This is a genomic window from Pseudomonas fluorescens (assembly GCF_001708445.1).
GTDB lineage: Bacteria > Pseudomonadota > Gammaproteobacteria > Pseudomonadales > Pseudomonadaceae > Aquipseudomonas > Aquipseudomonas gorinensis.
On sequence record NZ_CP015637.1, the window covers coordinates 1951823 to 1969577 of the forward strand.

At 61.1% G+C, this 17755-nt stretch carries 14 protein-coding genes and 1 pseudogene; 5 read left to right on the forward strand and 10 right to left on the reverse strand.

Going from position 1 to position 17755, the window contains the following annotated elements; all coding sequences use genetic code 11:
- Positions 1–7 precede the first annotated feature (7 nt).
- The 7 genes from A7317_RS08895 to A7317_RS08925 all read right to left on the reverse strand — a co-directional run bounded on the left by A7317_RS08895 (position 8) and on the right by A7317_RS08925 (position 9154).
- Entirely contained in the window at positions 8–1744 is a 1737-nt protein-coding gene (locus A7317_RS08895) for a dipeptidase (RefSeq protein ID WP_069075593.1), read from the reverse strand.
- Positions 1745–1957: 213 nt separating this feature from the next.
- A complete protein-coding gene (locus A7317_RS08900) occupies positions 1958–3697 on the reverse strand; it encodes a dipeptidase (protein WP_069075594.1) in 1740 nt (579 codons plus the stop codon).
- Between the two features lie 95 nt (positions 3698–3792).
- A complete protein-coding gene (locus A7317_RS08905) occupies positions 3793–5010 on the reverse strand; it encodes a phospholipase D-like domain-containing protein (protein WP_069075595.1) in 1218 nt (405 codons plus the stop codon).
- A gap of 54 nt (positions 5011–5064) precedes the next feature.
- Positions 5065–5712 (reverse strand): MotA/TolQ/ExbB proton channel family protein, encoded by a 648-nt coding sequence (locus A7317_RS08910; RefSeq protein WP_069075596.1) that lies wholly within the window; start codon positions 5710–5712, stop codon positions 5065–5067.
- Positions 5713–5729: 17 nt separating this feature from the next.
- Positions 5730–8009 (reverse strand): TonB-dependent receptor, encoded by a 2280-nt coding sequence (locus A7317_RS08915; RefSeq protein ID WP_024074347.1) that lies wholly within the window; start codon positions 8007–8009, stop codon positions 5730–5732.
- 24 nt (positions 8010–8033) lie between these two features.
- On the reverse strand, positions 8034–8744 hold the full coding sequence (locus A7317_RS08920) for an energy transducer TonB family protein (protein ID WP_069075597.1): 711 nt from the start codon (positions 8742–8744) through the stop codon (positions 8034–8036).
- A gap of 2 nt (positions 8745–8746) precedes the next feature.
- Positions 8747–9154 (reverse strand): ExbD/TolR family protein, encoded by a 408-nt coding sequence (locus tag A7317_RS08925; protein WP_017254317.1) that lies wholly within the window; start codon positions 9152–9154, stop codon positions 8747–8749.
- Positions 9155–9344: 190 nt separating this feature from the next.
- Here A7317_RS08925 and A7317_RS08930 point away from each other — a divergent pair.
- Positions 9345–9644, forward strand: a pseudogene (locus A7317_RS08930) (GNAT family N-acetyltransferase); the annotation flags it as partial.
- A gap of 11 nt (positions 9645–9655) precedes the next feature.
- Positions 9656–11230 (forward strand): alkaline phosphatase D family protein, encoded by a 1575-nt coding sequence (locus A7317_RS08935; RefSeq protein ID WP_024074350.1) that lies wholly within the window; start codon positions 9656–9658, stop codon positions 11228–11230.
- 40 nt (positions 11231–11270) lie between these two features.
- Here A7317_RS08935 and A7317_RS08940 read toward each other — a convergent pair whose 3' ends face one another.
- Positions 11271–11897, reverse strand: coding sequence for a serine-tRNA(Ala) deacylase AlaX (locus A7317_RS08940; RefSeq protein ID WP_024074351.1), 627 nt, complete (start codon positions 11895–11897; stop codon positions 11271–11273).
- A gap of 89 nt (positions 11898–11986) precedes the next feature.
- Here A7317_RS08940 and A7317_RS08945 point away from each other — a divergent pair, with 89 nt between their 5' ends.
- A complete protein-coding gene (locus tag A7317_RS08945) occupies positions 11987–12919 on the forward strand; it encodes a LysR family transcriptional regulator (RefSeq protein ID WP_041161134.1) in 933 nt (310 codons plus the stop codon).
- A 368-nt stretch (positions 12920–13287) separates the two neighbouring features.
- On the opposite strand, the gene A7317_RS08950 is transcribed toward A7317_RS08945, so the two are convergent.
- Together A7317_RS08950 and A7317_RS08955 are read right to left on the reverse strand one after the other, a co-directional pair.
- Positions 13288–13695 (reverse strand): PA2817 family protein, encoded by a 408-nt coding sequence (locus A7317_RS08950; protein ID WP_010567536.1) that lies wholly within the window; start codon positions 13693–13695, stop codon positions 13288–13290.
- A 75-nt stretch (positions 13696–13770) separates the two neighbouring features.
- Positions 13771–16218, reverse strand: a complete 2448-nt coding sequence (locus A7317_RS08955; protein WP_069075598.1) for an acyl-CoA dehydrogenase — start codon at positions 16216–16218, stop codon at positions 13771–13773.
- Between the two features lie 201 nt (positions 16219–16419).
- Here A7317_RS08955 and A7317_RS08960 point away from each other — a divergent pair, with 201 nt between their 5' ends.
- Positions 16420–17079, forward strand: a complete 660-nt coding sequence (locus A7317_RS08960; RefSeq protein WP_024074354.1) for a transglutaminase-like domain-containing protein — start codon at positions 16420–16422, stop codon at positions 17077–17079.
- Between the two features lie 56 nt (positions 17080–17135).
- Complete coding sequence (locus A7317_RS08965; protein WP_024074355.1) at positions 17136–17753, forward strand: glutathione S-transferase family protein; 618 nt, start codon at positions 17136–17138, stop codon at positions 17751–17753.
- The last annotated feature ends 2 nt before the right edge of the window (positions 17754–17755 follow it).

A 17755-nucleotide genomic window follows, 5' to 3' on the forward strand; every position in this document is an offset into this window, starting at 1 on the left:
TCGGCTATCAGAGCTTCGGCAACTGCCCGATACGCCCCATCATTTCAGTAACGATCTGCAGATCCAGCAAGAACTGGTCGACCGTCTTGAACTCTTTATTGGTGTGGCCGGTGTACTTAACGTCGAGCCTGGCCAGGCCGAACTGCACGCCGTTGGGTAGGTCATGCACCGAGGTTGAGCCGGCAGAGGCGCCGAATTTTCGCGGCATGTCGAGGTTTTCGCTGGCTACGTCCAGCAAAGCCTTGACCCACTCACCCTCGGGGTCGCGGAACATCGGTTCGGTCATCAAGTAGTCCACGTCCATTGCAATGGCGTTCTTCGTGCTCCAGGCGCCCAACTTGTCGGCAATCTCGGCTTTCAGCACGTCCAAACGTTTTCCCTTTGGTACGCGTAGGTTGACCGTCAGCGTGAAGGTCTTTTCGTTCATTCCGATGAAGGTCAGTGATGTAGTCAGAGGCCCCATGAAAGTGTCCGAAAAGCCAATACCCAGTTTGCCTCCCAGGTAATCCAGCCCCCAGTTGTCGGCAGCGTAACGCGCGGCATCGGAAATATGGTTTTGCTTGAGTGCGATGTTCCCGTCCAGGCTGTGGATGAAGCCCAACATCCTGGAGACGGGGTTCACACCGGATTCGGGTTCTGATGAATGCGCGGACACGCCGGTAACGGTCAGTTGGACTTCCTTGCCGACGACTTGGGCGTTTACGTTGAAATTATCGCCATTGCGCCTCGCATATTCGTTACCCGCCTTTTGCAGGCGGGCTGCCAATTCAATCGGATTTTCCCCCAACAGTATGGCAACCGAGGTCAGCGGGATCTGGTTGGCGGCGAGACCTCCGGTCATGGAGATGATTTCGGCGCCGTCGCCTTGTGCGGTGCGTCGGGCAAAGTTCGCGGTGACAGTGCCATAGCCTTTCTCGGCAATGACCACCGGATAACCGCCATCCAGAGCCACGTTGTAGTGGGGCGTGGGGTTGCGTTCAAAGTAGTAGGCGATTGCATCGCCGGCGATTTCCTCAGTGGTATCGACCAGCAGCTTGAAGTTTCTCGCCAGCGGTAGCCGCTCCTCCTGGATGACCTTCATGGCGTAGAGCGCCACCACGATGCCATTCTTGTCGTCCTCCGTGCCTCGGCCATACAAGCGGTTGCCGACCTGGGAAACCTCGAATGGGTCGAGCCGGGTGCCGTTTTCCAATACCCAGTCCTGCGGATTGGCAGGCACGACGTCGGCATGCGCGTGAATGCCCACGACTTCATCGCCGGCGCCGTTGAGCGAGACCTCGAAAACGCGGTTGTCGATGTTGCGAAAGGAGAGGTTGAATGATTCTGCCAACGTCTTGAGTGTGTTGCCCATCTTGATGAATTCGGGGTTATCGTGCTGGGCAACCCCCTCCACACGAAATGTCGGAATGGCCACCAGTTCGCGCAGGGTGCCAATGGCGGCGTCCCCGTACTTCAATCGGGCATAGAGGCCAAGCAGGCGATGAATCTGGTTTTGCTGTGCGGTGGAAAGTGCCTTGCCGTCAAGGAAACCGCTGATTGCCGCGCCGAGGTCGCTTCTCATGGGTGGGGCGCTCACGCCCAGCTGTCTCAGGAACTCACGGAAGTCAGTGGGCAATGTTTCGCTGAAGTGCGTGAGGATGGCGCGGCTTTGTTGCGGGGAAATATTGGCCTGTACGGGCAGGGTGAATGCTGCAAGGGGGACTACCAGGGCAGCGATGAGCAGGTGCTTAAGTGATGACTTCATTGTTGTGGCACTCCTATCTTCGTAGGCAGTTGAGATTGCCTGCCGAAGCTAACACCGTGAGGTAGAAGGACGGGTGCTCAAAACAAAATGAGATGTTTCCTACGAGCGTCTTACCCATGCAAAAACGCCGCTCGGTCAAGGGCGGCGTTTTTATTTGTGCGCAGCCAGGCAGCCAGCGCGATGGACCCGCCAGGACGGCGGATCCGAGGGGGGTCAGAGCTTCGGCAGTTGCCCGATGCGGCCCATCATTTCGGTAACGATCTGCAGGTCCAGCAAAAACTGGTCGACGGTCTTGAACTCGTTGTCGGTGTGCCCGGTGTATTTCACTTCCGGGCGCGCCAAGCCGAACTGCACGCCGTTCGGCAGCTCATGCACCGACGTCGCGCCGGCCGAGGTCCCGAACTTGTGTTCCATGCCCAGGTTTTCGGTGGCCACCGCCAGCAGGGCCTTGACCCACTCGCCTTCGGGGTTGCGGTACATCGGTTCGGCGATTGAGTAGGTGAAGTCCACTTTGACTTTGGTTTTCTTGTCCCAGGCGCTCAGCTTGTCGGCAATCTCGGCTTTGAGTTTTTCCGGCGACTTGCCCTTCGGCACACGCAGGTTCACCGCCAGCTTGAAGGCTTTGTCATCCAGGCCGACAAACGTCAGCGAGGTGGTCAGCGGGCCCATGAAGTCATCGGCGAAACCTACGCCCAACTTGCCCCCCAGGTAATCCAGGCCCCAGTTATCCGAGGCATACCGCGCGGCGTCGGTGATGTGGTTGTGCTTGAGGGCGATCGTGCCGTCGACGCTGTGGATCAATTCCAGCATGCGCGCCACCGGGTTGACGCCGGACTCCGGTTCGGACGAGTGCGCGGACACGCCGGTGACGGTCAACTTGACGTCTTTGCCGTCGACCTTGGCGGTGACCTCGAAATCGCCGCCGTTGCGCTTGGCGTATTCAGCCCCGGCCTTTTGCAGGCTGGCGGCCAATTCGGCCGGCTTGTCGCTGACCAGGGTGGCGACTGAAGCCGACGGAATCTGGTTGGTGGCCATGCCGCCGGTCATCGAGATGATTTCCGCGCCTTTGCCTTCACCCTTGCGACGCGGGAAGGTGGCCATGACCGTGCCATAGCCTTTCTCGGCAATCACCACCGGGTAACCGCCATCCAGTGCCAGGTTGTACTGCGGCGTCGGGTTGCGCTCGAAGTAATACGGGATCGCATCCCCCGACGTTTCCTCGGTGGTGTCCACCAGCAGCTTGAAATTGCGCGCCAGTGGCAGTTTCTCCTCCTTGATCACCTTCATCGCATACATCGCCACCACAATACCGTTCTTGTCATCCTCGGTGCCGCGGCCATACATGCGGTCGCCAATCAGCGTGACCTTGAACGGATCGAGCTTTGTGCCGTCCTTGAGTACCCAGTTTTCTGGCGTGACTGGCACGACGTCGGCGTGGGCATGAATGCCGACCACTTCATCGCCGCTGCCCTCCAGAGAGATTTCGTACACGCGGTTGTCGACATTGCGGAAGCTCAGGTTGAAGGCTTTCGCCAGGCCCTGGAGCTTGTCGGCGATCTTGAGGAATTGCGGGTTTTTGTACTGCGGCAGGCCATCCACGTTGAAGGTCGGGATTTCCACCAGCTCGCGCAGGGTTTCGAGGGCGGCCTTGCCGTACTTCACGCGGGTGTAGATACCCAGCAGGCGATGGATTTCGTTTTGCTGCTCGGCGGTGAGGGGCTTGTTGTCGAGAAATGCACTGATGGCCGGGCCCACGTCGCTGGTTTTGCCCAGCTCGCCCTTGGCCAGGGTGCCGAGGAAACCACGAAAATCGGTGACGGAGGTTTCGCTGAAACTCTTGAGAATCGCCGTGCTCTGTTGCGCGGTGATGTTGGCGAAGGCGGGCGAAGTAAAGGCCGAAAGACTGGCCGCGAACAGGGTCGCAACGGCCAATTGCTTAAGTGGAAAGTGCATGGAGGGACGCATTCCTTTGCAGGTAGTGAGTAGGACGTTTCTGATCGATCTGTCAGAAACATTTCCACACACTACCATTACTCAGGTGTCCCTGGTCAATGCTGGCCAGGATGGGGCGCCGGGTACTCATCGGTGACGTTCAAGGCTCTTGCGTAGGGCCCGTCCCACAGCTGCTCATGCAGATCCCCTATACGCCTGGCCATCATTTCACTGCGCATCACCACTTCCAGATTGCGCGAGTTATCCAGGTAGCCACCCAGCCAATTGCTGGTACCCACCCACGCCACTTTCCCGTCGATCTCCAGGGTCTTGCTGTGGATGACCCGCGCGTAGGGAATAAACCCTTGCTTGGCCTCGGGCAGGGTGACGATCTTGATCTGCACGTTGGGCAGTACCGCCAGGCTTTTCAGGTACGGCAGCTCCAGTGCGTCGGTGTTCCAGTTCGACACCATCAGCTTGATCGACACCCCCCGCGCGGCGGCCGCTCGCACGGCGTTGTCGATCACGGCGTAATACGGGCGGGTTTTATCCGGGCCGTAGGACAGCGGCGCGTAGTCGAGCAACTGCACGCGGACTTCGTGTTGTGCTTCGCTGAGCAGGCGTGGCAGTTCGAGTTGTGAATCACCCACGCCCGGCGGGTTGTAGCGTTGCGGGCTGGCCACCAGGTAGTTGCCGGTGCGCGCGGGTGCTGTACCGGCGGCCGGCAGGGGCACGGGTTGGTGCTCGGTGAGGGCGGCCTGCGCTCGCCAGTCCTGGTCAAAGATCGCCTGTACCTGGCTTACCACCGGGGCGTCGGTGATCCGCAGTCCGGTTTCATGGATATGTTCCAAAGAACGCCAGTCGAAATTCTGGCTGCCGATAAACGCCTGTTTGCCATCGACCACCATGTATTTGGCGTGGAGGATCCCGCCGCTCAGTTGTCCGTACGACAACACGCGTAAGCTCAGGTTGGGAATCGCGCGTAAGCGTTCCAGGGTGGAGGCTTCTGACAAGCGAATGCCTTTTTCCTCCAGCAGGAAGCGAATCTTCACGCCGCGTTTGCCAGCGGCTTCCAAGCGTTCGATGACGCTGTCCATCACCGAGCCGGGGTGATCCACCGCGTAGAACTGGCCGATATCGATCGTACTTTTGGCGCCGTCGAACAGCTCGATCCACACCGGGCCCGGCTGGCGCAGATCGGCGGTGCCCAACGCGGTATCCACCGGCACGGTGTGCACCAGTTCAAACCCCGGAATCGAAAAATCCGCCTGGACCAGCGGACTCATGAGCAAGCCGGCGAGGCCTGCGATGCGCACTTTCAAGGAGAGGGACATAGCGGTCTCGAGTCAGAAAAAGAAGACGGGCGCATCACGCGCCCGTCCCAACACTTACGCAGTACGGCTGTGCAACGCCGCAGGCACCAGATGCGGCACTTCACCCTGCACACGGGCACCGGTGGCGGCGCGAATCAGCAGGATCTTCAACTGATCGTTGATGCGCTCCAGGCTGTCCTGGAAGAAGTTGTGGAAGACCACGCAGAACAGTGCAATGGCGATCCCCAAACCGGTGGCGAACAACGCGGTACCGATGCCACCGGAAATCTGCCCTGGGTCGGACACACCCGCCGAGGCCAGCGCCTTGAACGTGTCGATGATGCCGAGGATGGTGCCCAGCAAGCCCAGCAGCGGCGCGGCGGTGGTGATGGTCTCGATGATCCACAGGCTGCGGGCGAGTGGCGCGCGGGTGGTCAGGTATTGGGTTTCGATCACGTCATCCAGGTCCTTGCGCGAACCGTGGGAGGCCTTCTGTGCCAGCACCGGCACCACCATGCTTAATGGCAGGCTGTCGCGACGCGTCAAGCTATCCGGCAAGTCGCGCTCGCTGTGCACCTGGGCGCCCAGTGCCGCGGTCAAGGCGCGTGCCTGGCGGCGGACGTAGGCGAAGTAGATGCCTCGTTCGATGGTGATGAAGATGGCGATGGCCATCGCGGCATACATCACATAGAAGGTGATGTCGTGGAGCAGGTTCATGTCCATGTTCACTTACCTCGCAGTTAGAAATTGGCTTCCAGGGACACCGTCACGGTGCGTTCCAGGCCGACGATGTAGGCCGGGTCGCCGTCGCGGAAACCACCGTAGGTGGCGGCGTTGGTCTTGGTGGTGTACACCCCGTCCAGGTACTTCTTGTCGAACAGGTTGTCGACGTTCAGGCGCAGGGTCGCGTCCTTGACCACCTTCTTGTCCACCGGCAGGTAGATACCGGCGCCGGCGTTGAACACGGTGCGCCCGGAGATGGCTTCATCGTTGGTCAGGTCGCCGTAGAGCTTGCTGGTGTATTTGCCGCCGAAGGTTCCGTAGAAGCGCCCGTCGTCATACCCGATGTTGGCTGCCAGCATGTTTTTCGGCACGTTGGCGAACTGCTTGCCGCTGGTGGGCAACAGGATCGCTTTGCCGGCGTTGTAGACGGTCAGGTCATCCTGCTGCTCGGCCTTGGTGTAGGTGTAGGAGGTGTAATAGTTGAAGTGGTTGGGCAGCAGGCCGCTCCACTCCAGCTCCAGCCCGCTGTTGTTGACGGAGCCGGCGTTGATGTCGGCGAAGTCGCCGTTGATGTCCTTGGACGACACCTGGCGATCCTTGAACTGCATGTAGAACAAGGTGGCGGCCACGGTCATGTCGTCGCCGGTGAAGCGCCAGCCCAACTCATGGTTCCAGCTGGTTTCCGGTTTGGAGTTGATCGAGTCCACGCCCTTGTCGTACAGCACGTAGTTCTGCGGGATACGCATGTTGCGCGACAGGCTGTAGAACAGTTGGTCGCGTTCATCGAGCTGGTATTTGAGGCCAGCGTTGGGCAGCAGTTTGTTGTAGCTCTGGTTACGTTTTTCGGCTTGTTCGGTGAGGCTGCCGTGGTTGGTACCGTCACGCTTGACGTTCATGTACGCCAGGCCGGCCACCAGGGTCCAGTCGGGGGCGAAATACCAGGTGTCCTGTGCCCAGACTTTCTGCGCCGGCGTGACGGTGAAGCGGTCGCGACCCTGCACGGTATTGCCGTTGGCATCGACCACGGCGTCGCCGTCCGGCCAGGTGTCGGTGGGTTTGCCGTTGTTCTTGAGCGCAATGAACGGTTGGGTCTGGCTCTGCCGCGCGCGTTCGTACCAGTAGCCGAATTGCAGGCTGTGTTCTTCCAGGTCCCAGTTCAGCTTGGTGGTAATCCCTGGTCGCCACGTCTGCGTGCGCGAAGGGCGGTAGTACACGCCGGTGGTGGAGGAACCGTCGGCGTTGTATTGCGCTGCGGTAGGCAGGTTGCTCAGGTCGAATACGCCGCCAGCGTTCGAGCCACGGTTGAGTGCGTAGCTCGACGAGTTGACGCCGCTGCCGTTACCCCAGAAGTAATACGGGATCACCGACAGGGCCAGGTTATCGGCCAGTTTGAACTGGGTGTTGAGCACGCCGGTAAAGGTCTGGAACGGGTTCTGCGCCAGGGCGTAGTAGCTATTGAGCTTACCGTTGCTACCCACGGTCGGCGTGGCGGGGTAGGGGTCGTACTTAGGGCCGTTCTGTTGGAATTGGGCCTTGGTCAACTGGCTATAACTGTTGTTGTCCTGCTCGTGGTACTTGAGGATCAGGTTGGCGGTGTTGCCGTTGCCCGCATCGAAGAAACTGTTCCACTCGACCTTGTCCGCCCGCACGGCACCTGAGCCACGCCACATCTCGCCTTCGGTGTGGGACACCGATAGCCAGTTGCTCAGGCCATTGACCTCGCCGGTATTGAGACGGGCGAAGGTCTTGCGCGTGGCGTTGCTGCCCATGATCTGTTTGACGAACGCGCCGGTTTCCTTGGTCGGGCGAATGGTCACGATGCCGATATTGCCGCCGCTGGAACCGATGTGCGGGCCGTCGGATTCGGCCGAGCCCTGGGTGACGAAGATCTGGTCGATGTTTTCCGGGTCGCCCAGCAGGTTGGAATACAACGCGTAGTTGCCGGAATCGTTGATCGGCATACCGTCCACGGACATCCCCACCTGATCGGAGTTAAGCCCGCGCATGGTGAAGCGAAAGCCCGAGAGGCCGGTGTTGTCTTCACTGGAGATATTCAAGCCCGGGGTGTACTTGAGCTTGTCGATCGCATTGCCGGTGGCGGTCTGTTTATCCAGGGCCTCCTTGGTCACGGTGGAGCGAGCCTTGATGCTTTCTTCCTGCACCATATAACCGCCACCGGCAGTGGCTTTGCCCTGAACCCCAATGGTCCCGACATCGCTGTCGCTGGTGTCGGCCATGGCCATGCCGTGGCCCATGCTTGCGGCAACGAGTGCCAGATGAATCCGTGTGAACCTCATCACTGTCGTCCTGGTGTCGGGTGCTTATTGCACGCTGTAGTTGAAGGTGGCGGTGAAGCGCTGCTCATTGCGCCCCCCGAAGGCTTGCTCGGGGAATGGCTTGACTTGCTTGATACGACGCAAGCTGTTGGTGGCGGCCCGGTTGAGCAACATGCTCGAGGCCTGGGTTTGCAAGCCGGAGTCGAGTACCCGACCCTGGCGGTCTACCAGCAGCCAGATCACGACCTCGCCGGTGGGGCGTTCGAGGGAGGCCTGGCGTCCGGTGGGGTATTGCTTGTAGGTGTCCAGCTCATTGCGCAAACCCTTGAGGTAACCGCCTTCCAGTGCCTGGCTGTCGACTTTCGGTGGCGCAGGCGGTGCGGGTGTCGGCGCCGCCGGGGCAACCACGGGTGGCGCCGGTTTGGCGGCGGCTACCGGTGGCGCGGTGGGCGCGGTTTTGGTGATCACCGGTTTGGGTTGCGGTTTTGGCTTGGGCTTGGGTTCCGGCTTGGGCGGTGGCGGTGGGGCCGGCGGGGCCTCTTCGTCCTCGATCACGGGGGGTGGCGGCTCTTGTTCCACCACCGGTTCCGGCACCACTTCGGGCTCCGGTTCGACCAATGCCAACTCGACCGCCGACTCGTCGTACACCGGCTCGACTTTCAACGTCTGGGACTGGATACCCAGTGCAATCAGCACCAGGGCGATCAGGGCCGGCACACTGCCGAGCAGCTGACGCGCACGAAACAGGACGTACATGATCAGGACTTACGCGTGGCAATGGACACGGAGGTAAAGCCACCCATACGCAGGGTGTCCATCACCTCGACCAGGCGCGACACTTCCACGCCCTTGTCGCTGTTGACGATGATCGTCGACTTGGTATCGGGCTTCTCTGCCGCCTTCAGCGCCGGTACCAGAGCGTCGACCGTAAGGTCTTTGCCGTCGAGTTGCAGTTGGCCTTCCAGGCCCAAGGTCAGGATGAATTTGTTCTGTGGCTTGAGCTGTTGTGAGCTGCTGGCGCTGGGCAACTGGGTCTTCATACCGAGCGCCGGAATCACGTTCAGGCTCACGAGTACGAAAAACACCAGGAGGAACATCATCACGTCGATCATCGGGATCAGTTCGATGTGTGCCTTGCGCTTCTTGGGTTCATCCCAGGTTCTCATTCCGCTACCCCGTTATTGAATTAGGGGCGACACGCTAGCAATGAAAAATGACCGAACGGTTAACTTTAGTTGACGTTTTGAGGGCTCTAGGACGCGTCTTACAGACGACTTACCGGTCATTTACGGGGTGTAACCAAACTGACACTCACCGGGGGCATTCTCAAAAAATTTACATCGAGGCGCCCCTGGAATGAGTAGCCAATTGCCACATCTCTCCACCTCGCGACTGCTGTTGCGAGCGCTGGAAAAAGCCCAGGCCGAGACGTTGTGCGCCCTTGCCAACGGGCCGAACGTTGCCGACAACACGGCCAGCATTCCGTCGCCGTACACGCTGGAAGACGCCCATGGTTTTATCGACGGCATGCAGGAAAAATTTCGTTCCCTGGGCTTGATTAGCCTGGGCATGCATCGGCGTGACATAGACGCGTTGGTGGGCATCGTTAGCCTGCGCATCAACGCTACTCATCACTACGGGCACTTGGGTGGCTGGGAGTCTCGGTCATGAGCGGCGAGATTGATCTTGGCCGCCGCCGGGTACTTGCCGGGCTGGCGGTGGCTACCACGTTTTCGATTCTCAGCCCGTTCGCCCGCAGTGCGGGAGTCGACTATCCCTTCACCTTGGGCGTGGCGTCTGGCGATCCGCTGCCAGATGGCTTTGTGATCTGGACACGCCTGGCGCCGTTGTTCAATGCGGTCGATGGCCAGGGTGGCTTGAGGCGTGCGGTGCCGGTACGTTGGCGAGTGGCCAGCGATGCGGCGATGACACGTATTGTGCGCCAGGGCGAGGTGATGGCCACCGAGCGGTTTGCCCATTCGGTGCATGTGGAGGTCGCGGGGTTGGTGGCGGGCAGGCCGTATTGGTACCAGTTCGAGGGGCTGGGGGCGCAGAGCCCGGTGGGGCAGTCGCGTACGGCGCCGCCACGGGATGCGATGGCATCGGCACACGTGGGGTTTGTTTCGTGCTCGCACTGGGAGCGTGGTTATTTCAGCGCCTATCGCCACTTGGCGGCGGAGCAACCCGACCTGGTGTTCTTCCTCGGCGACTACATCTATGACAATTCCTATGCGGCCGATTCGGGCAAGATCATTCGTCCCCATGGCAGTGGCAATGCGGTGAGCCTGACGGATTACCGCAACCGCTACGCCCTGTACAAAACCGATCCGGACCTGCAGGCGCTGCACGCCGCGGCCCCCAGCGTGGCCACCTGGGACGATCATGAGGTGCAGAACGACTACGCCAACCGCTGGTCCCAGGACCCCAGGATTCCAGTGGCACAATTTCTCCAGCAACGCGCAGCGGCCTACCAGGCGTTCTACGAACATATGCCGCTGCGCGCCAGCAGCCTGCCCCACGGCTCGGACATGCGTATCTACCGACGCCTGGACTATGGACGATTGGCGCGTTTCCACGTACTCGACGGCCGCCAGTATCGCTCCGAACAACCGTGCATCCTCGCCAATGGCAGCCACCAGGGGCATGTAGCGGCCAATACTTGCGCCGACTTGCGTGACCCAGGGCGCACGATGCTGGGGTGGCAGCAGGAGGCCTGGCTGGACCAGGGCTTCGCCCAGTCCAAGGCGCAGTGGAATGTGATCGCCCAGGACCTGCTGGTGGCACCGCTGACCCAACGCGACCTGACCAGCCACATGCCTGGGCGCTGGACCGATGGGTGGGATGGCTATATGGCTAATCGTTCGCGGATGCTGGCGTCCATCGAGCGTCATCGGGTCAAGAACCCGGTGTTCTGGGGCGGCGATATCCATTCGTTCTGGGTCACGGACCTGCATGCCGATGGCGATCGCCCGGATTCACCGGTCGTCGCCACCGAGTTTGTCGGCACGTCGGTGACGTCCGACGGGCCGCCCTATGACGCCTTCACCCAGATCCTGCCGCTGAACCCCCATGTGAAGTTTTTCGACAGTCGCCAGCGGGGCTATGTGTCGGTGGCATTGGAGGCGCGAAAGATGCTGACGAACTTTCGGGTGATTACCGATCCTCGCGACCCGGCAGCCACCGTTTCGACGCTCAAGTCGTTTGTAGTGGAGCCGGGGCGGGCAGGGGCGATCATGGTCTAGGGCGTGCTTTTATCACTGAGTTTGCCGCTGATGGGTTGTGTCAGTTGATTTCGTAGCGAACGGACAACGCGCCCTTTTTCTCCGACAGCGCCAGGATCGTCACCTGGCCCAGCTCGCTCAACGCTTGCACATGGGTACCGCCGCAGGCATAGGCGGGCAGTTCGCCAAAGCCGACTTCCCGGGTGCCATCTTCCAGCGTCATATGGCGCGGGAAGTCGGCGGCGATCCATTGGTTGACCTGCTGCTGAATGGCTTCGGCGTCCATGGTCTGGGCCTGTTCGCCACGAATAAACGTGATCTTGCCTTCGCCTGGCCAATGGTGCGCCTTGATCGGCATCCAGCCGAGTGTTTCGCCGACATTGCCGATCAAGTGGCCGGCGGAATGCAGGCGGGTATGCAGGGTGCGACGTTGCTCATCGACCCGCGCCGTGATCGGGCCCGGTTCCACCGGCTGGTCGACATAGTGCACCACGCGATCGGCCTCTTGGGTGACCCGCACTACCTGACTGCCGCCAAGCCAGCCCGTGTCGAACGGTTGGCCACCGCCCTGGGGGTGGAAAATCGTCGATAGCAGGATGACGGCAAATTGCCCTGCGTGCGGCGTGCAGCTCAGCACTTCAAGCTCGGCTGTGAGGTGGTCGTGGGTGAAAAACAGGCGCTCGGTCATTCTCTACATCCGCATCAAGGTTCTGCGGGCAGTATAAATAGTGCGTGAATGAGTGATAATCCGCTGAATTATCAATGGACCTGTGCGTCATGAGCATCAATCTTCCCTTGCCGCTGCTGGGTGAAATGGCGATCTTCGTCAAAGTGGTGGAAGCCGGCAGTTTCTCCGCAGCGGCGCGGCAATTGAGTGTTTCGCCGTCGGCGGTGAGCCGGAGTATTTCGCGACTCGAACAGGCGCTGGCGACTCGCCTGTTGCAGCGCACCACGCGCAAGTTGCGTTTGAGCGAGGGCGGCGAAGAAGTGTTCAAGCGTTGCCAGGAGATGGTCAACGCGGCGCGCTCGGTGATGGAAATCAGCGGCCAGTTCACCCACGAGCCCGAGGGCCTGGTGCGGGTCAGCGTGCCCAAGGCGGTGGGGCGTTTTGTGGTGCATCCGCATATGCCGGAGTTTCTGCGGCGTTATCCCAAGGTGGATGTGCAACTGATCCTGGAGGATCGGCATGTGGACCTGATCGACGACAACGTCGACCTGAGCATCCGCATCACCGACAGCCCGCCGCCTGGGCTGGTGGGGCGGCAACTGCTGCCCATCGAGCACTTGCTGTGCGCGACACCCCAGTATCTGGCCGAGCACGGCACGCCTGGCCATCCCCAGGATTTGTTAGGACACAGTTGTATCTACCTGGGGGAAACCCCGGGGGATTCACGCTGGAAATTTCGCCAGGGCGGCAGGGCGGTGACGGTCGGCGTGCGTGGGCGTTATGCGGCAAACCACACGGGCGTGCGGCTCGATGCCGTGTTGCAGCATGTGGGGATTGGTAGTTTGCCGTATTTCACCGCGCGGCATGCCTTGGAGGAAGGGCGCTTGGTGCAGGTGTTGCCCGCGTGGGACTTTATTGCGTCCTACCATGGCCAGGCGTGGTTGCTGCATTCGCCAACGCGGTATCTGCCGCCGAAGTTGCGGGTGTTTATCGATTATCTGGTGGCGTGCATGGCGAAGGAGCCGACGTTGAGCCCCCGCTGAATCTCTGACGTAGCGCTGTCGCACAGCAAACTGGAAACCCTGTGGCGAGCGGGCCCGTTGTGGCAAGCAGGCCTGTTGTGGCGAGCGGGCTTGCCCCGCGTTGGGGCGCGTAGCGGCCCTAATACCAGTCTCCCGGTTCTACCAGAAGAAATGCGGTGGCCTTATTGGGGCTGCTTCGCAGCCCAACGCGGGGCAAGCCCGCTCGCCACAACGGGCCCGCTTGCCACAACAGGCCCGCTTGCCACAACAAGCCCGCTCGCCGTAAAAAAGCCGTCATTTAAGAGGATATTTTAATTCTTAATCATCAGTGACTTATTTGAGGGTTGAGGGGCTTGCTCCCACCTTCAGTTCAGCAGTGCCTTGAAGGATCAGTGCTTGCTCTGGTCCTGTGGCATGGCCAGCAGTTGCTTTTCCTGGTTCCAGTCGAACGGTTCGTCGTTCTGTTCGGCTTCGAAGCGACGTTCTTCCAGGGCCTGGTACAGGTCCAATTCTTCGTCGGGCATGAAGTGCAGGCAGTCGCCGCCAAAGAACCACAGCAGGTCGCGCGGCACCAGGTGGGCGATCTGCGGGTAGCGCAGGATGACCTGGCTCATCAGGTCCTGGCCCAGGTACTGGCTTTCGATCGGGTCGATCGGCAGCAGGGCGCGCAGTTCGTCAAAGCGTTCGAGAAACAGGGTGTGGCTTTCCTCGGGCACCTGTTCGGCTTCGCCGACGGCAACCAGGATACTGCGCAGGTGGTCGAGCAAGACGAGATGATCGGCAACGACGTTGGACACGAGATAAGTCCTCTAAAGCAAAAACGGGCGCAGGAGTATATAGCCCCAGCGCCCGTTTTTATATGACCGCTGGACTCAGCGGACCTTGCCCTCTGCCTGGGCCAGTTCTTCCTTGCTGAAATCATCCACGTCGATCACCTTGCGCCGTGCCGCCTCGGCGTCGCGCAGGGTCTGCGCTTCGGCCGGTTGCAGCACCCCGGCGTGCAGCGCCGCGTCGATGGCAGGCTCGCCGGCCGTTGGCTTGACCTGGCCGCTCTTGAGCGCAGCATGCAGTTTCTTTTGCAACGGATGACTGGCGCCGAGCAGGTCGTAGGCGTGTTGCAGGGCGCCTACGGGATCGTCCACCGATTGCGGGCGATAGCAGCCGGCCAGCAACTCCTCGAGCGTCGGGTCGCCCTTGGCGCGGCCGATGACCGCGGCCACCTCGGCATCCAGCGCATCGGATGGCCCCGTATGGCGACGGCCGAACGGGAATACGATCACCCGCAGCAGGCAGCCAAGCACCTTGCTCGGGAAGTTGCTCAGCAGTTCATCCAGTGCGCGCTCCGACTCGCCGAGGCTTTCTTCCATGGCCCAGGTGAACAGCGGTTCAAGGTGGTCCGGCGAATCCAGGTCGTGGTAACGCTTGAGCGCCGCCGAGGCCAGGTACATATGGCTCAGCACATCACCCAGGCGCGCCGACAGGCGTTCGCGGCGTTTCAATTCTCCGCCCAGCAGCATCATGCTCAGGTCGGCGAGCAGCGCGAACGCGGCGGCCTGGCGGTTCAGCGCACGGAAGTAGCGCTGGCTCAAACGGTTGCCCGGGGCTTTTTCGAAATGCCCGACACCGAGGTTGAGTACCAGGGTGCTGGCCGCGTTGCTCACGGCAAACCCGATGTGCTGCATCAGCAGGCCGTCGAACTCCTTCAGGGCCTGGTCGTGGTCTTCGCGACCGGCCAGGGCCATTTCCTTGAGCACGAAGGGATGGCAGCGAATCGCGCCCTGGCCGAAGATCATCAGGTTGCGCGAGAGGATATTCGCGCCCTCCACGGTGATGAAGATCGGTGCCCCCTGCCAGCTGCGACCCAGGTAGTTGTTCGGGCCCATGATGATGCCCTTGCCACCGTGTACGTCCATGGCGTGGCTGATGCACTCGCGGCCGCGCTCGGTCAGGTGGTACTTGAGGATCGCCGACAGCACCGAGGGTTTTTCCCCGAGGTCGACGGCATTGGCGGTGAGCATCCGCGCACTGTCCATCAGCCACGCATTGCCGCCGATACGTGCCAGGGCTTCCTGGATACCTTCGAAGGCCGACAGCGGTACGTTGAACTGTTCGCGCACCTGGGCGTATTGGCCGGTGACCAGGCTGGTGAACTTGGCGGCGCCGGTGCCGACGGCGGGCAGGGAGATCGAGCGGCCTACCGACAGGCAGTTCATCAACATCATCCAGCCCTTGCCGAGCATTTCCTGGCCACCGATCAGGAATTCCAGGGGGATGAACACATCCTTGCCCGAGTTGGGGCCATTCATGAATGCCGCGCCCAGGGGGAGGTGGCGGCGGCCGATGTTGACCCCGGGCGTATCGGTCGGGATCAGCGCCAGGCTGATGCCGAGGTCTTCTTCTTCACCCAGCAGGTGGTCCGGGTCATGGGCCTTGAAGGCCAGGCCGAGCAGGGTCGCGACAGGGCCGAGGGTGATGTAGCGTTTTTTCCAGTTCAGGCGCAGGCCCAGGGTTTCCTTGCCTTCCCATTCACCCTTGCAGATCACCCCGGTGTCGGGCATGGCGCCGGCGTCGGAGCCCGCCAGCGGGCCGGTGAGGGCGAAGCACGGAATATCGTCGCCACGGGCCAGGCGTGGCAGGTAGTGGTTGCGTTGTTCGTCGGTGCCGTAGTGCAGCAGCAGTTCGGCCGGGCCGAGGGAGTTGGGCACCATCACCGTGGAGGCCAGGTCGCCGCTGCGGGTGGCGAGCTTCATGGCCACCTGGGAGTGGGCGTAGGCGGAGAAACCCTTGCCGCCATATTCCTTGGGGATGATCAGGGCGAAGAAACCGTGGGTCTTGATGTGCTCCCAGGCAGCGGGTGGCAGGTCCATGGCCTGGCCGATTTCCCAGTCGCTGACCATGGCGCAGAGGGCTTCGGTGGGGCCGTCGATAAAGGCCTGCTCTTCTTCGGTCAGTTGCGCCTTGGGGTAGGCCAGCAGTTTGTCCCAGTCGGGGCGACCACTGAACAGTTCGCCGTCCCACCACACGGTGCCCGCATCGATCGCGTCGCGCTCGGTCTCGGACATCGGCGGCAGGACTTTCTGGAACCAGCTGAACAGCGGCTTGGTGAAGTATTGGCGGCGCAGGTCTGGCAGCAGCAGCGGCGCGGCGACAAGGGCGATCAGCACCCAGAAGATCAGCAGCAGCCAACCCGGTGCGTGGCTCCAGGCGCCCATCGCCAGCAGGTAAACGGCGACCACGCCCAGGGCGGGCAGGGGCGCGGTGCGGCGGTGTGCCAGGTAGGCAATGCCGACCACCAGAACCAGTATCCACAACAACAGCATATTCAATCCTCCATGAAACCAGGGGCAAAACCACCATTGAGCTTAGTCGGCATCCGAGAAAGCGCGGTGATCAGGCGTTACGAGTGGTACTGGGAACACCGTGGGATCACCGATCACCAGGCGCCGACATTTGGCCGATTCGTCGTTATCTCCATGGCACACCTGTCGTTAAACTCCAGGCTTCCCTCGGAGATCAAGCTCATGGATACGTACCTGAGTCCCAGCCGCTTCATCGATAGTGACCACCCTGCCGTGGTGGAGTTCGCCGAAAAACACCGCGGTACCCGCACGGTTTTAAGTGACCAGGCAGTCGCCCTGTATTACGCCGTACGGGAGGCGGTGCGCTACAACCCCTACACCTTCAGCCGCGACCCAGGCACCTTGAACGCCAGCTTCGCCCTGGCGGCTGGCGAAAGCTATTGCGTGCCCAAGGCCACCTTGCTCGCCGCCTGTGCGCGGCACTGCGGCATTCCGGCGCGCATCGGCCTGGCGGACGTGCGCAATCACCTGTCGACGCCGCGCCTGATCGCGCTGCTCAAAAGTGATGTGTTCGCCATGCACGGCTACACCGAGCTTTATTTGAACGGCCGCTGGGTCAAGGCGACGCCCGCGTTCAACCAGCAATTGTGTGAGCTGTTCGATGTGCCGCCGCTGGAGTTCGACGGGGTCAATGACAGTGTTTTCCATGCGTTCAACCGCCAGGGGCAACGCTCGATGGAGTACGTGGTGGATCATGGGCAATTTCCCGATGTGCCCGAGGCTTTCTTCTTCGCCCATCTCCAGCAGTGTTACCCGCACCTGTTTACCGACGACATGCCGAGCCTGCTGGGCGATCTGCGCAGTGATTTAAGCCGCGCGTGAAGCGGCGTATGCTGCTGCGTTCATCCAGCCATGTTCATTCACAATAAGGCACGGTCATGCTGAAAATCTGGGGTCGTAAAAATTCATCAAACGTCAGGAAAGCACTGTGGTGCGCCGAGGAACTCGGCCTGGACTATGAGGCAATTGATGCGGGCGGGGCTTTTGGCGTGGTCGACACGCCGCAATACCGGGCGTTGAACCCCAATGGCCGGGTGCCGGTGATCGAAGACGGCGATTTTGTCCTGTGGGAGTCCAACACCATCGTGCGTTACCTCTGCGCCAAGCAGGCATCCAGCTGGTACCCGAGCGACCTGAAGGCGCGGGCCAACGCGGAAAAATGGATGGATTGGACCACGTCGACCCTCGCCGAACCGTTCAAGAGCGTGTTCTGGGGCATTGTGCGCACGCCCGCTGACAAACAGAACTGGGACGCCATCCACGCCGGGCGCCAGGCCTGCATCGATGCGCTCAAAACCGTCGACCAGGCCCTTGCCACCCAACCCTACCTGTCAGGTAATGAGATCGGCATGGGTGATATCCCTCTGGGCTGCTTTATCTACGCCTGGTTTGAAATGCCCATCGAACGCCCTTCGATGCCCCATCTAGAGGCCTGGTACCAGCGCCTGCAACAACGGCCGGCCTACCGCAAAGCGGTCATGACCGCGTTGACTTAATA